The sequence below is a fragment of the Haloplanus sp. GDY1 genome (assembly GCF_023703775.1).
GTDB lineage: Archaea > Halobacteriota > Halobacteria > Halobacteriales > Haloferacaceae > Haloplanus > Haloplanus halophilus.
Genome location: NZ_CP098514.1, coordinates 246,327 through 258,604 on the forward strand (window position 1 = coordinate 246,327; position 12,278 = coordinate 258,604).

Sequence of the window (12,278 nt, forward strand, 5' to 3'; positions counted from 1 at the left end):
CCCATGGTGAGCGACGACGGCGTCGCTCGCGGGAAGGCGATCCAGCGGCGGACGGGCAAGACGTTCCACCTCGCGACGCGACTCCTCCCCGAACGCGTCCGGGAGGCGACGTACGTCCTCTATGCCTTCTTCCGGGTGGCCGACGAGGTGGTCGACGACGCCGAGGGCGTCCCGCCGGCGGAGCAACGCGCGGAGCTGGAGCGGCTGCGCGCGGCGGCGCTCGGCGAGGAGCCGACCGACGACCCCGTCCTCGCGGCCTTCGCCGACCTTCGCGAGCGACACGGCATCAGCGACGCGGACGTGAACACGTTCGTCGACGCGATGTTGACCGACGTGACCAAGGACCGCTACGAGACCTTCGAGGAACTTCGGGCGTACATGGACGGCTCGGCGGCCGCGGTCGGTCGGATGATGACGGCGGTGATGGCGCCCGAGCGCCCGGAGCGGGCGCTCCCCCACGCGACGGCGCTCGGCGAGGCGTTCCAGCTTTCCAACTTCCTGCGTGACGTTCGCGAGGACATCGTCGAACGGGATCGGATCTACCTGCCACAGGAGACGCTGGACGAATACGGCGTCTCGGAGGCGGACCTCCGGAACTTCGAGGCGACCGACGAGTTCCGGCGGGCGATGGAGCGGGAACTCCGGCGGACGGAGGCGCGCTACCGCGAGGGCGTCGCCGGCATCGAGTATCTCCCCGACGACTGCCAGTTCCCGGTGCTGGTCGCCGCGGTGCTGTACGCGGACCACCACCGACTGATCCGCGGACGGGATTACGACGTGCTCTCGGCGACGCCGAGCATCGGCCGGGTCCGGAAGCTGGCGCTCGTCGCCCGGACGCGCTGGCACTGGGCGTGGAACCGCGACCCCGAAACCGTGTTCCGGCGCGTGAGCGCGGTGTCGGACGCGACGGGTGATCCGGACCCCGACCGCGACCGCGGGACGAACCGCGGGTTCGGGCGGCGCCTCGTTCACGGGGCGGTCGAGGGGATCCGCCGGCTGACCTAGCCCGTCGGCACGTCGAAGCGGTCGGTGCGGAGCAGGCCGACCCCGAACAGGCCCCCCACTGCGGCCGCACCCCAGTTACCGAAGTAGACGTTGATCGCCCCCCAGAGCAGGACGAAACTCACCAGGTCGTCGAGGGCGAACTCGCAGGTTTCGAGGCGCGCGCGCAGCGCCGCCCGGTCGAGGACGGCGTCGAGGACGAGGACCGTCACCGTCGCGGACAGCACCCACCCCGCGAAGTTCGACAGCGGGACGCCGTAGACGGGACCGCCGCCCGGGTAGGTCCAGAACCCGAGCGCCACGGCCCCCGGATCGAGGACGAGGTCCATGGCGACGACGGTGCCGATCACCGCGGGCAGGCGCACCCGTGCCGTTCCCGCCCGCGCCCCGAGCAGGAGCACGCAGAGCAGGTAGGCGTTACACACTAGCGGCAGGAAGAAGACCGGCAGACCGATGGGGACGCCCGCGACGGTCGGTCCGAGGTCGACGGCGTAGTGGAAGTCGCCGTAGGGCCACCCCGTCCGGAGGCCGACGAACTCGACGGCGTAGGCGTAGAGCGCGAGCCCGGCCACGCCGATCGCGCCCCGGCGGTCGATCAGCGGCGCCACGCCGACCAGCAGCGGCGAGCGCATGACGAGCGTCCCCAGGAGGATCAGGAGGGGATCGAACGCCAGCGGGGGCGGGAGCAGCCTCTCCGCGCTGGCGACGAGGAGGACGGCCCCGACCACGGGGAAGACGACGGCGACGGTGACCCGATTCTCCCGGATCAGGTCGTCGAGTCGGGCCTGCAGTTCGGGCCGCGTCGACCGAGCCGCCGTCGTCGGGGCGGCGACCGCCCCGTCGCCGCCGTCCTCGCTACCCATGCGCCAGCCTCCAGAGCCCGCCCATCGTGAGGACGGCGCCCACCGCGGTGTTCACGGCCGGATACCACCAGTAGGCCCGCGAGACGTCGACCGAGGTCCCCGCCACGAGGGCGACGGCAACGGGGTACAGGCCGAGCAGGAGGCCGAGTCGGGGGTCGAGGAGGCCGAAGGCGACGGCGGCGAGCGTCCAGCAGGCGGCACAGTAGGCGTAGGTCCGCCGCTCGCCGAGGCGGGTGGCGGTCGTCTCGATGCCCGCCCGGCGGTCCGGTTCGATGTCGGGAATCGCGGAGAAGGTGTGCATCGCCATCGACCAGAGCCAGCCGCCGCCGACGGCCAGGACGGGAGGATGGGAGCCGGCGACGGCGGCGTAGGCGGCGGCGCCGGGCAGGACGTACAGGCCGTTCGAGAGCGAGTCCAGCGGCGGCCGCGTCTTCAGGCGGAGTGGGGGTGCGCTGTAGGCGACGCCGAGGACGAGGAAGCCGCCGATCCAGAGCCACGCGACCCGGGGAACCAGGGCGAGCGGGAGGGCGACGAGCGCGCCGCACAGGGCGACGGCCGCGGGGATCAGGGAGTCGCCGCCGTACCGAACCTCCCGGGTTTCCTTCTTCGGATTCTCCGCGTCGACGTCGGCGTCGAACACGTCGTTGACGCCGTACAGCAGGACGTTCGCGGGGAGCAGGAAGTACGCGAAGAGCGCGAGCGTCGCGGGGGTGAACAGGGCCGCGGTCGAGCGTGCGCCGTAGACGACCCCCACCGCCACCGGGCCGGCCAGATAGAGCCAGAACCGCGGCCGCGAGGTCCGGAGCAGGTAGCGGAGGCGGTCGTCCGGCATCATCGGGCGTTCGCCATCGTCTCCGCCGTCAGGCGGCCGCTGATGAGGCACATGGGAACCCCGATGCCCGGGGTTGTGAACGACCCCGTGAAGTAGAGGCCGTCGACCTCGGTCGAGGCGTGTGGCGGCCGGAGCAACGAGGTCTGACGGAGCGTGTGCGCGAGGCCGAGGGCGGTGCCCTTCGTGCTGTTGTACCGGTCCGCGAACTCGGAGACGGAGAAGGTCTCCTCGACGACGATCCGGTCCCGGAGGTCGACCCCGGTGTGGTCGGCGATGTCCTCCAGCAGCAGGTCGCGGAACGCCGCCCGGCGCTCCGGCCCGTCGTCGAGGCCGGGCGCGATGGGCGCGAGAACGAACAGGTTGCTGTGGCCCTCGGGGGCGACGGTGTCGTCCGTCTCGCTCGGAACGCAGAGGTAGTAGGCGGGGTCCTCGGGCCACGTGGGGTCGTCGCCGAAGATGGTCTCGAAGTGGTCGTCCCAGTTCGTCGGGAGGACGAGCGTGTGGTGGGCCAGCGGTTCGACGTCACCCTCGACGCCGAGGTAGAGTAGGAACGCGGAGGGCGCGTAGGTGCGGGAGTCCCAGTAGTCGGCGTCGTACTGGCGGTCCTCGGGCACGAGGAGTTCCTGTTCGGTGTGGGCGTAGTCGGCGTCGGAGACCACCTCGTCGGGGAAGAACTCCCGGCCGTCCTCGGTGCGGACGGCGAACGCGCCCTCCCGGCCCCTGATCTCGGCGACGGGGTGGTCGGTCCGGAAGTCCACGCCGAGTTCCTCGGCCATGGCGACGACGCCGTCGACGACGCCCCCCATCCCGTCCTCGGGGTAGTAGACGCCGAGGTTGAAGTCGACGTGGCTCATCAGGTTGTAGAGCGCGGGCGTGTTGTTCGGCGCGCCGCCGAGGAAGACCAGCGAGTACTGGACGATCTGCTGGAGTTTGGGGTGGTCGAAGTAGTCCTCGACGTGGTCCTGCATCGTCCCCAGAAGCGAGAGACCGCGGGCGTAGCGGAGCACGTCGGGGTCGACGAAATCGCGGAGGCGGGAGCGGTCCTCGTAGACGAAGTGTTCCATGCCCACCTCGTAGGTGTAGGCCGCCTGCGCCAGGTAGTCGTCGAGCGCCTCGCCCGCGCCGGGTTCGTAGGCCTCGAAGGTCGCCCGGTTTTCCTCGAGGTCGGGAACCAGGTCGACCCGGTCGCCGTCCTTGAAGAAGATGCGATAGTGGGGGTCGAGGCGTTCGAGACCGTAATACCCCTCCGGGCGCCGCCCGAAGTCGCCGAAGAAGTCCTCGAAGACGTCGGGCATGAGATACCAGGAGGGCCCCATGTCGAACCGAAACCCGTCCGCATGGAGGCGGCTCGCGCGGCCGCCGAGTTGCTCGTTTTTCTCCAGTACGGTCACGTCCGCCCCGGCGTCCGCGAGGTAACAGGCCGTCGAGAGGCCGCCGAACCCGCCGCCGACGACGACGACCGACCGACCGTCGGCGTCGCCCACCGGCGCGCTGTCGTTCATGCCCTCCCGTATGGACGTGATCCGTATATACTGCCCGCCGCCGACCGCGACGGTGATCGCCCGCCCGCGCCGCGTCCCGGATGCCTGTCACCCGTCCAGTCGGCCGTGCAGGACCTTGGCGGCGACGAGTACCGGATCCCACACCGGGCTGAACGGTGGGGCGTACGCCAGATCCAGCCGTTCGAGTTCGCCGACCGTCAGGTCGCTCTCGATGGCCGTCGCCAGCGTGTCGATCCGGATCGCCGCCCGGTCGCGGCCCGCGATGGCGCCCCCGAGGACCCGACCGGTCGTCCGGTCGGCCACGAGCGTGACCGTCGTCTCGTCGCCGCCGGGGTAGTACCCCGAGCGCGACCCCGCGGTGATCGTCTCGCTCGCGGGGTCGAAGCCGGCCGCCTCGGCCGCCGACTCGTCGGTGAGGCCGACCCGCCCACACTCCAGTTCGAAGGCCTTCACGACCGCCGTCCCGGCCACGTCGCCGACGGGCGTGGGATCGCCCGCGACCGTCGCCCCGACCGCCCGGCCGGCGCGGTTCGCGGTCAGTCCGAGCGGCACCCACGTCTCCTCGCCGGTCACCGCGTGCCGTGCCGTCGCGACGTCGCCCGCGGCGTAGACGGCGGGGAGGGTCGTCCGGCCGTAGGCGTCGGTGCGGACCGCGCCCGACGGGCCGCAGTCGACGCCGGTGCCGTCGAGCAGTCCCGTGTTCGGTTCGACCCCGATGCCCACGACCGCCGCGTCGACCGGGAGCCGGTCGCCGTCGTGTTCGACCGCCTCGACCCGTCCGTCGCCGCGCAGCCCCTCGACCGGGCGGCCCGTGTGGACGGTCACCCCCTGCTCTTCGAGGTGGGCGGCCACGCGGTCGCCGACGGCCGTGCCGAACGGGCCGAGGAGGCGATCGGAGCGCTGGAAGAGGTGGACGTCGAGGCCGCGGGCAGTCAGCGCCTCGGCCATCTCGACGCCGACGTAGCCGCCGCCGACGATCCCCGCCCGCTCCGGCGGGTCGAGCGCCGCGTTGCGTTCGACGCGGGCCTCGTCGACGGGGCCGTCGCCGAGCCGTTCCCGGTCGTAAGCCGCGGGCGGCGTGAGATAGGCGTCGAGGGCGGCGGCGGAGTCGAGGCCGTGGATCGTGAAGACGCCGTCGAGGGAGGTGTCGAACGGCCCGGTCGACGCGCTCGCGCCCGTCGCCACCAGCAACTCGCCGTAGGGCTGTTCGAACCGCTCCCCCGGCCCCCTGACCGTCACGGTGCGGTCCTCGGGGGTCACCGAGACGACCTCGTGTTCGCGGCGCAGGTCGATGCCCCGGTCGGCGATCTCGGACGGCGACAGCGAGAGGAGGTCGGTCAGCCGCTCGACCGATCCCTTCACGAAGTAGGGTTCCCCACAGTGGGCGTAGGAGACCCACCGCCCCTGTTCGAAGACGACGACCTCGCGGTCGGTTTCGCGTCGGAACTTGCTCGCCGCGCTCAGACCGGCGGCGTCGCCACCGACGACGACGAAGGGATCGCGTGCCATACCCGTCGTTGGGCGACGGCCGTCAAAAACGTGTACCGCGTGCGCACCGAGCGTGCGCGACCGAGAACCGACCTCAGAACCGACCGCGGCGGCGGAACAGCCGCGTCAGGAACCGCTCGACGCGACCGGGGGTGTTCGAGAGACGGGGCATCCCGGGCAGGTAGGGACCGTCGTCGGCACGTCGGCCGCTACCCGTGTTGGGTGCGTTGCTCATGTATTCCCGACTCGGGGCCGCACTGGTTTAAAAATTCTGAATTTAACTTTGCGTATAGCAAATTAACTTCCGTTATTGAGCAACGTTCACACGCGACCACCGCCACCCGTCCACGGATTCATACCCGTGCCGTCCAACGATCGGACATGGACGACACGAGTGCGGTGGTCACGGGCGCCAGTCGCGGAATCGGGGCGAGCGTCGCGGCGGCGTTCGCCGCCGAGGGTGCGGACGTCACCTGCTGTGCGCGACGCCGCGACGCCCTGGAGTCGGTCGTCGCGGACATCGCGGACGCTGGCGGTCGGGCCCGCGCCGTTCGGGCGGACGTGCGCGACGAGTTCGACGTCGAACGCCTGATGGAGGCGGCCGCCAGGGCGGTCGACGGCATCGACGTGGTGGTGGCGAACGCCGCGGTCAACCACGGCGACCCCGGGGCGAGTCCGCTCCACGAGGCGTCGTACTCCCGCTTCGACGACACCGTGCGGACGAACCTCCGGGGCGTCTTCGCGACCGTTCGGGAGGCCCTGCCCCACCTCGCTCCCGACGGTCGGATCCTCGTTCCCTCGGGGGCCGTCGCCCGCGAGTCGACGGCCGGGATGGGCGCCTACGCCGTCTCGAAGGCGGGCGCCGAGGCGCTGGTCCGGGGGTTCGCGGCCGACCTGGAGCAGGCGGTCGGCGTCGTCGACCCCGGCTACGTCGCCACGGACCTGAGCGACGGCACGGGACGTGACCCGGACGAGGTGGCGCCGATGTTCGTCTGGGCCGCCCGCGACGCCGACGCGGAGGCCGTCGACGGCGAAGTCGTCGACCTGCGGGCGTGGAAGTCGGCGACGCGGTAGCGATCGGCGAACCGAACGTATTATTAATATCATTGGTTTCGTTGTTAATATGCGACGCTCACTCGTCGGTCCCGTCGCCACCGCGGCGCTCGTGGGGCTGTCCTGGTTCGCGGTGACCGAGGGGACCTGGAAACTGCTGGGCATCTCGTGGGTCGCCTTCGCCGCGATGGCGTTCGGCATCCCGCTCGGCCGGCGGTCGCTCGGCGGGCGGCCGTGGACCCTCGTCTGGGGATACGGCCTCGCCAGCGGCGCGATGGTGACCAGTGCCGCCGTCTTCCTCGTCCCGCAGGCCATCGCCCACGACGCCACCTTCGGCGGGTTCGGCGTCGCGGCCGGTCTGCTGATCGGCTTCGCGGGTCACACCGTCGGCCACCGACTCGCCCACCTCGACTTGCCCTTCGACCGCACCGTGACCGAACTCACCGCTCACGCCTTCTCGGCGGGACTCATCATCGGCGTCGTCTACGGCAACATGCCCGAGCTCGGTCCGATCCTCGGCCTCGCCATCGTCTCCCACAAGGGGCCGGCGGGCTACGCGGCCGCGCGCCGCCTCGTGACGAACGACCGCGACCCGACCGTCCTGCTCCTGCCGGCCGCCGGCGTCGGCATCGCGGCCATCCTCGCCAGCGCCGTCGCCCTGCCCACCGTCCCGACGGTCCGGGGCGTCGTCTTCGGGTTCGCCGCCGGCATCTTCCTCCACGTCGCGATGGACTTCCTGCCGCGGTGCGAACTCGGCAGCGACGTCCACGAACTGCTGACGGTGTCGGGCGACGCTCACGCCCTGCTGGACCGACTGCGGGTCCACGCCGTCCTCAGTACGGGCCTCGGCGGCGTCGCGGTGTTCGTCGCGTGGCTCCTGGTCTCGTAGGTTACGAGCCGTAGAGCCGTCGAAGCTGATACGAGATGCCGACGCCCGCCGCCAGCAACACCACGAGGTTGAACGCCGCCTGGAACAGCGAGCGGTACTCGTCGGTGATCCACGTCGCGATGACGTTCGACACGCTGAGGTACAGTCGGACGACGGCGACGAACGCGAGCAAGCCGAGAACGATCAGCACCGCGTAGTTGGCGTATCGCCGGACCCGGGCGCCCGAGTCTTCGTCGCCGCCCGTCTCCGATCCTCCGTCACCCGTCCGGGACGCTTCCGAACGGTCGTCGGTGTCGTCGTCGATGCTCGTCTCGGTGTCGGTGTTGCGCTCGCTCATTGACGTTTCCTCCGTGCGAGAAGTGCGGCGGCGACGACGGCGACGAGGGCCACGCCGACGCCGAAGCCGGAACCACCGCTGGCGGTCGGCATCCCCGTCCCCTCGGGCACGGGCCGGTCGCCGTCGGCACCCTCGCCGCGGGTGAAGTCGCCGACTTCGAGTTCCACCTCGCGGCGCGTCTCGTTGACGCTGATCGTCTCCGTGGGGTCGAGGTTCGCGGCCCCGCGGGCGCTGTCGATGACGACGCCGTCCTTCCACAGCACCGCGTCGATGTAGTAGTTGTAGCCCGCGGGGACGGTCAGCCGGGTCTCGACCGTCTCGGTGCGTCCGGGGCGGATCGATCCCACCTGGACGGACGTGCGGTTGGCGACGATGTTCGAGTCGGCCTGTCGGAGCGTCACCGTGACCCGGAGGTCCTCCGGCTGTTCGTCGCCGCCGTTGGTCAGTGCCGACTGCACGGCGAGGGTCGTCCGGTTCCCCTCGGCCTCGGCGACCGAGAAGGAGACCGGCGGGAGCGCGTCCGCGGACGCGAACCGGACGTCGCTCCGAGCGTAGGGTGGCTGGAGGGCCTCGAGGCCGCGGAGTTCTCGCGCCCCGCTGTCGATCCGCTCGCCGTCGCGGTAGACGACCGCGTGGATCCGGTAGCCCCCCTCGCGTTCGACGGTCAGGGTCGTCGGCACCGCCACCTCGCGCTCCGCTGATAGGTTGCCGACGCTAACCGTTCGGGCCGTCTCGACCAGGCCGGACTCCGTGTCGACGGCCTGCACCCGCAGGCTGACGTTCCGTGCCGGCGGCCCGCGGTGCGAGAGGCGCGTCGTCACGTTCAGGGCGACCGTGTCGCCGGTCACGTCACCCGCCGAGATGTCCATGTCGGCGATGGTGACCGGCCCGGGACGAACCGGTCGCTCCTCGCTGGGGTCGGCGAGGGCACCGGGGGCGAGAACCGCCGCCACGACGGCCAGGAGGACGACGCCGACCGCCCCCGCGGCCAGCGCGGTTTCGCGACGCATGGACGGGGAAACTCGGGGACCGAGCAAATGCTTTGGGGAGGCTGAAACCCGCATTTATGCCTCCCGGCGACGTAGCTCCCCCATGCGAACGTACGTCCTGGGGACCGACACGGTCGACACGAGCGCCGCGCTGTGTGACTACCTCGACGGGCGTCTCGCCCCCGACGATACGGTCCACGCCGTCAACTCCCTGTGGGGCGGCAAGCGCACCGACGCCGAGGCGGTCCGTGACGGCGAGGACGCCCTCAACGTCGTGGCGTCGCGCCTCGGTGCCCGCGCGGCGGTCGAGACCCACCAGTTCGTCCGCGGCAACGACCCCGCCGAGGACCTCCTCGCGCACGCCGAGTCGGTGGCCGCGGACGAACTCGTCGTCGGCGTGCGGAAACGCAACCCCACCGGGAAGGTCGTCTTCGGGAGCACGGCGCAGTCGGTCCTGCTCCGGTCGTCGCGGCCCGTCGCCGTCGTCCCGCTCGGCGGCTAGTCGTCCAGGATCTTCTCGGCCAGCGTCGGCACGAACGTCCCGATGTCGGTCACCATGCCGATGGCCTGCGAACTCCCGCGGTCGAGCAACTGCGTCACCGTCGCCGGGTCGATGTCGACACACACCACCTTCGTCGTCGAGGGGAGGCAGTTGCCCACGGCGACCGAGTGCAGGAGCGTCGAGAGCATCACCACCAGGTCCGCCTCGTGGGCCTGCTCCCGGATGGCGTTCTGTGCCTCGACGGCGTCGGTGATCGTGTCGGGGAGCGGGCCGTCGTCACGGATCGACCCGGCGAGGACGTAGGGCACGTCGTTCACCACGCACTCGTACATCACGCCCTCGTCGACCAGTCCCTCCGCGACGGCCTCGGCGATACCGCCCGCGCGGATCACCTCGCTGATCGTGTAGATGTGGTGTTTGTGACCCTTGCGCGGGTGTTCCAGCGTCTCGATGTCCATCCCGAGCGACGTCCCGTACAGCGCGCGCTCGATGTCGTGGACGGCGAAGCCGTTGCCGGCGCTGAGCGCGTCGACGTAGCCCTCGCGGACGAGGCGGGCGAGGGCGTCGCCGGCCCCCGAGTGGATCACCGCCGGCCCCGCGACGACCAGCACCGTCCCCCCGCTTTCCGTCGTCTCGACGACGGCCCCCGCCACTCGTTCGATGAGCGACTCCGAGGGGCGCTCGCTGGAGACGCCCCCCTGCATGAACCCGAAGTGGCCGCCGCCGCTCCGGGGTCGATCCGGCGGGTCGACCCTGATGCCCGCCTCGCCGGTCACCACGAGGTCGCCCGCCTCGACGGCGTTCAGGACGGCCGTGTACGCCCGCGGTTCCGCGGGGTCGACGACGACCGCACAGTCCATCTCGACGTTCTCGACGTCGAGCCACGCCCCCTCGTATCGCACCTGCGTCGGGTGGTTGGTCGTCGAGTAGAAGCCGGCGGGCACCACCCGGTCGGCGGGCGCGGCTTCGAGCGTCGCGTCGACCGGGTCGGTGAGGTTCGCCCCGTTCTGGTGGAGTTCGTGGAGGATCGACTGGAGGCGGTCGGGGTCCGCGGCCGACACCTGCAATCGACAGTACGACTCCTCGTCCTCGCGGCGGCCCACGTCGAACTGCTCCACCTCGAACTCCCCGCCCATCTCCATCACGAGGGCGAAACACCGGCCCATCGTCCCCGAGTCGATGATGTGCCCCTCCAGTTCGACCGTCCGTGTGTGGGTCATTGTCACCGACTACGCCCGTCCGGGGTATGGGCGTTGCGGGCGTCACGCCCCGACGGCGTCGTCGAGGAAGGCCAGTTGGTGGGCCACGGCCGTCTCGAAGGCGGCGCCGAGGGGGTCGACGTGGCCGACCGGCATCCGGAGGTAAGTCGAGCCGTCGATGCGGTCCGCGGCGGCCGCGACCGCCTCCGGCGGGGCGACGTCGTCCGCGCCGGCCGCCAGCAGGAAGGTCGGACAGGTCACGTCGGCGGCGTCCTCGATCGGGCGATACCGGAACAGGGAGAGCAGGCTCCGCGCCGGCGTCTCGTTGTGCCAGTCGCTCGACGGCGGGACGAGGTCGAGGTACGCCTCGCCGGTCGGGTCCCGGGGGACGACGCCGAACTCGTCGCGGCCGCCGACGACGGGGACCGACCGCGAGCGACCGAGCGGTGCCACGAGGCGGTCGCCGACGCCCGCGGCGACGGCCCGGGCGAGATAGCGCGACGACCGGGCGCGGGCGAACGCCCGTCCGTCGACCAGCGGCGAGACGGCGACGGCCGCCGCGACCCGCCGGCGGTCGGCCGCCACGCGGATCACGTGTCCGCCGCCGAGGCCGAACCCCCACAGGACGACCGGGCGGCGCTCACCGCCGAGGGTTCGGACCCGGTCGACCGCCGCGCCCCAGTCGGCCACCTGCGCGGCCGGATCGACGAGGTTGCGCGGGCCGTCCGCCTCGCTCTCCCCGAAGCCACCGTGATCGAAGGCGAAGGCGGCGTAGCCGGCGCGGGCGAACCGCTCGGCGTACCGCGGGTAGCCGAAGGTGGCCGCCGCCGCGAACGTCGGTCCGAGAACGATCACCGGCGGGGTCGACGGCCGGTCCGGGCGGTAGAGCCGCCCCCGGCAGGTCCGCCCCTCGCTCTCGAATTCGAGGGCCGTCGTCGCGAACGCGAACCGATCGGTGGCCGTCGCCGACATCTCAGTCGACGTCCTCGTCGAGCGTCTCGAGGACGTGCGTCGAGAACTCGGTCTCCGAGAGACGATACTCGAGCAGTCCCTCGAACCACTCCGCTTTCGCGTACCACGTGTTCATCGCCTCGTCCTCGAACCGGAGGACCGTCGCCTCGACCCGTTTCGGCTCCCACTCGTCCTCCCGCGCCAGGTCGAGAAAGCCGTTCAACACCTTCCCCATCTCCATGTGGTTGACCTCCTCGCCCGGATAGGCGGTGATGTACGACAGGTCCACCGGATCGACCGTCTCGATGTCGTGGACGTCGACCCCGACGTTCCGCAGTTCCTCCTCCAGTTCGGATTCGTCCATGGTCGTCTCTCGCACTCGGCGGTCAAAACCCTTGCCGGATCCGGGGCGGACGCGTCGCTCGCGGGTCGAAAAACGGAGACGTGACGATCGGTCAGTTCGCGCCGGGCTTCGGGCCGAGGCCGCCACCGTCGATCAGCGGGATCTTCGTCGCCGGTTCGGGCCCGCGCGTCGGTTCCGGCCGGTCGCGCCGGCCGTCGGTCGTCGGACCCGATCCGGACCGCGGCTGGAGCGGGATGACGGGGTCGATGGTGATGGTCGAGCGGTTCTTCCGTGTCGTGCGTCGGGACGTGCTCATTGGGTGTGTCGT

The 12,278-nt window shown here is 71.4% G+C and carries 15 protein-coding genes; 4 read left to right on the forward strand and 11 right to left on the reverse strand.

What is annotated here, in order from left to right:
• Positions 1–3 precede the first annotated feature (3 nt).
• The gene (locus NBT67_RS01310; RefSeq protein WP_251344400.1) at positions 4–1,005 is read left to right on the forward strand and encodes a phytoene/squalene synthase family protein; all 1,002 of its coding nucleotides are present in this window, start codon (positions 4–6) and stop codon (positions 1,003–1,005) included.
• On the opposite strand, the gene cruF is transcribed toward NBT67_RS01310, so the two are convergent.
• From cruF to NBT67_RS01335, 5 genes are all read right to left on the reverse strand, one after another.
• Complete coding sequence (cruF, locus tag NBT67_RS01315) at positions 1,002–1,865, reverse strand: bisanhydrobacterioruberin hydratase (RefSeq protein ID WP_251343022.1); 864 nt, start codon at positions 1,863–1,865, stop codon at positions 1,002–1,004. The two genes, NBT67_RS01310 and cruF, sit on opposite strands and share 4 nt — an antisense overlap.
• Entirely contained in the window at positions 1,858–2,697 is an 840-nt protein-coding gene (locus tag NBT67_RS01320; protein WP_251343023.1) for a prenyltransferase, read from the reverse strand. The genes cruF and NBT67_RS01320 overlap by 8 nt, the downstream gene beginning before the upstream one ends.
• Positions 2,697–4,199 carry a phytoene desaturase family protein gene (locus NBT67_RS01325; protein ID WP_251343024.1) on the reverse strand — a complete coding sequence of 501 codons (1,503 nt, stop codon included), beginning with the start codon at positions 4,197–4,199 and terminating at the stop codon, positions 2,697–2,699. The genes NBT67_RS01320 and NBT67_RS01325 overlap by 1 nt, the downstream gene beginning before the upstream one ends.
• 87 nt (positions 4,200–4,286) lie before the next feature.
• A complete protein-coding gene (locus tag NBT67_RS01330; RefSeq protein ID WP_251343025.1) occupies positions 4,287–5,708 on the reverse strand; it encodes an FAD-dependent oxidoreductase in 1,422 nt (473 codons plus the stop codon).
• A gap of 73 nt (positions 5,709–5,781) precedes the next feature.
• The gene (locus tag NBT67_RS01335; RefSeq protein ID WP_251343026.1) at positions 5,782–5,922 is read right to left on the reverse strand and encodes a hypothetical protein; all 141 of its coding nucleotides are present in this window, start codon (positions 5,920–5,922) and stop codon (positions 5,782–5,784) included.
• A 146-nt stretch (positions 5,923–6,068) separates the two neighbouring features.
• On the opposite strand from NBT67_RS01335, the gene NBT67_RS01340 reads away from it, so the two are divergent.
• Both NBT67_RS01340 and NBT67_RS01345 read left to right on the forward strand, forming a co-directional pair.
• Entirely contained in the window at positions 6,069–6,761 is a 693-nt protein-coding gene (locus NBT67_RS01340; RefSeq protein ID WP_251343027.1) for an SDR family NAD(P)-dependent oxidoreductase, read from the forward strand.
• A gap of 49 nt (positions 6,762–6,810) precedes the next feature.
• A complete protein-coding gene (locus NBT67_RS01345) occupies positions 6,811–7,629 on the forward strand; it encodes a ZIP family metal transporter (RefSeq protein ID WP_251343028.1) in 819 nt (272 codons plus the stop codon).
• Position 7,630: 1 nt separating this feature from the next.
• On the opposite strand, the gene NBT67_RS01350 is transcribed toward NBT67_RS01345, so the two are convergent.
• Positions 7,631–7,966 carry a DUF8060 family membrane protein gene (locus tag NBT67_RS01350; protein ID WP_251343029.1) on the reverse strand — a complete coding sequence of 112 codons (336 nt, stop codon included), beginning with the start codon at positions 7,964–7,966 and terminating at the stop codon, positions 7,631–7,633.
• The gene (locus NBT67_RS01355; protein ID WP_251343030.1) at positions 7,963–8,976 is read right to left on the reverse strand and encodes a DUF7490 domain-containing protein; all 1,014 of its coding nucleotides are present in this window, start codon (positions 8,974–8,976) and stop codon (positions 7,963–7,965) included. Before NBT67_RS01355 ends, NBT67_RS01350 begins: the two co-directional genes overlap by 4 nt.
• 82 nt (positions 8,977–9,058) lie before the next feature.
• Here NBT67_RS01355 and NBT67_RS01360 point away from each other — a divergent pair, with 82 nt between their 5' ends.
• A complete protein-coding gene (locus NBT67_RS01360; RefSeq protein ID WP_251343031.1) occupies positions 9,059–9,457 on the forward strand; it encodes a universal stress protein in 399 nt (132 codons plus the stop codon).
• Here NBT67_RS01360 and NBT67_RS01365 read toward each other — a convergent pair.
• From NBT67_RS01365 to NBT67_RS01380, 4 genes are all read right to left on the reverse strand, one after another.
• A complete protein-coding gene (locus NBT67_RS01365) occupies positions 9,454–10,677 on the reverse strand; it encodes an ornithine cyclodeaminase, nickel-pincer nucleotide-dependent (protein WP_251343032.1) in 1,224 nt (407 codons plus the stop codon). The two genes, NBT67_RS01360 and NBT67_RS01365, sit on opposite strands and share 4 nt — an antisense overlap.
• A gap of 42 nt (positions 10,678–10,719) precedes the next feature.
• Entirely contained in the window at positions 10,720–11,628 is a 909-nt protein-coding gene (locus tag NBT67_RS01370) for an alpha/beta hydrolase (RefSeq protein WP_251343033.1), read from the reverse strand.
• Position 11,629: 1 nt separating this feature from the next.
• Positions 11,630–11,971 (reverse strand): DUF8159 domain-containing protein, encoded by a 342-nt coding sequence (locus tag NBT67_RS01375; protein WP_251343034.1) that lies wholly within the window; start codon positions 11,969–11,971, stop codon positions 11,630–11,632.
• A gap of 91 nt (positions 11,972–12,062) precedes the next feature.
• Positions 12,063–12,266 (reverse strand): hypothetical protein, encoded by a 204-nt coding sequence (locus NBT67_RS01380; protein ID WP_251343035.1) that lies wholly within the window; start codon positions 12,264–12,266, stop codon positions 12,063–12,065.
• Positions 12,267–12,278 lie beyond the last annotated feature (12 nt).

What these genes read in the sequence shown, in the direction of transcription:
- NBT67_RS01310 (WP_251344400.1), top strand. Translation starts at nt 4, where the DNA reads ATGGTGAGCGACGACGGCGTCGCTCGCGGGAAGGCGATCCAGCGGCGG.
- cruF (WP_251343022.1), bottom strand. Translation starts at nt 1,865, where the DNA reads ATGGGTAGCGAGGACGGCGGCGACGGGGCGGTCGCCGCCCCGACGACG.
- NBT67_RS01320 (WP_251343023.1), bottom strand. Translation starts at nt 2,697, where the DNA reads ATGCCGGACGACCGCCTCCGCTACCTGCTCCGGACCTCGCGGCCGCGG.
- NBT67_RS01325 (WP_251343024.1), bottom strand. Translation starts at nt 4,199, where the DNA reads ATGAACGACAGCGCGCCGGTGGGCGACGCCGACGGTCGGTCGGTCGTC.
- NBT67_RS01330 (WP_251343025.1), bottom strand. Translation starts at nt 5,708, where the DNA reads ATGGCACGCGATCCCTTCGTCGTCGTCGGTGGCGACGCCGCCGGTCTG.
- NBT67_RS01335 (WP_251343026.1), bottom strand. Translation starts at nt 5,922, where the DNA reads ATGAGCAACGCACCCAACACGGGTAGCGGCCGACGTGCCGACGACGGT.
- NBT67_RS01340 (WP_251343027.1), top strand. Translation starts at nt 6,069, where the DNA reads ATGGACGACACGAGTGCGGTGGTCACGGGCGCCAGTCGCGGAATCGGG.
- NBT67_RS01345 (WP_251343028.1), top strand. Translation starts at nt 6,811, where the DNA reads ATGCGACGCTCACTCGTCGGTCCCGTCGCCACCGCGGCGCTCGTGGGG.
- NBT67_RS01350 (WP_251343029.1), bottom strand. Translation starts at nt 7,966, where the DNA reads ATGAGCGAGCGCAACACCGACACCGAGACGAGCATCGACGACGACACC.
- NBT67_RS01355 (WP_251343030.1), bottom strand. Translation starts at nt 8,976, where the DNA reads ATGCGTCGCGAAACCGCGCTGGCCGCGGGGGCGGTCGGCGTCGTCCTC.
- NBT67_RS01360 (WP_251343031.1), top strand. Translation starts at nt 9,059, where the DNA reads ATGCGAACGTACGTCCTGGGGACCGACACGGTCGACACGAGCGCCGCG.
- NBT67_RS01365 (WP_251343032.1), bottom strand. Translation starts at nt 10,677, where the DNA reads ATGACCCACACACGGACGGTCGAACTGGAGGGGCACATCATCGACTCG.
- NBT67_RS01370 (WP_251343033.1), bottom strand. Translation starts at nt 11,628, where the DNA reads ATGTCGGCGACGGCCACCGATCGGTTCGCGTTCGCGACGACGGCCCTC.
- NBT67_RS01375 (WP_251343034.1), bottom strand. Translation starts at nt 11,971, where the DNA reads ATGGACGAATCCGAACTGGAGGAGGAACTGCGGAACGTCGGGGTCGAC.
- NBT67_RS01380 (WP_251343035.1), bottom strand. Translation starts at nt 12,266, where the DNA reads ATGAGCACGTCCCGACGCACGACACGGAAGAACCGCTCGACCATCACC.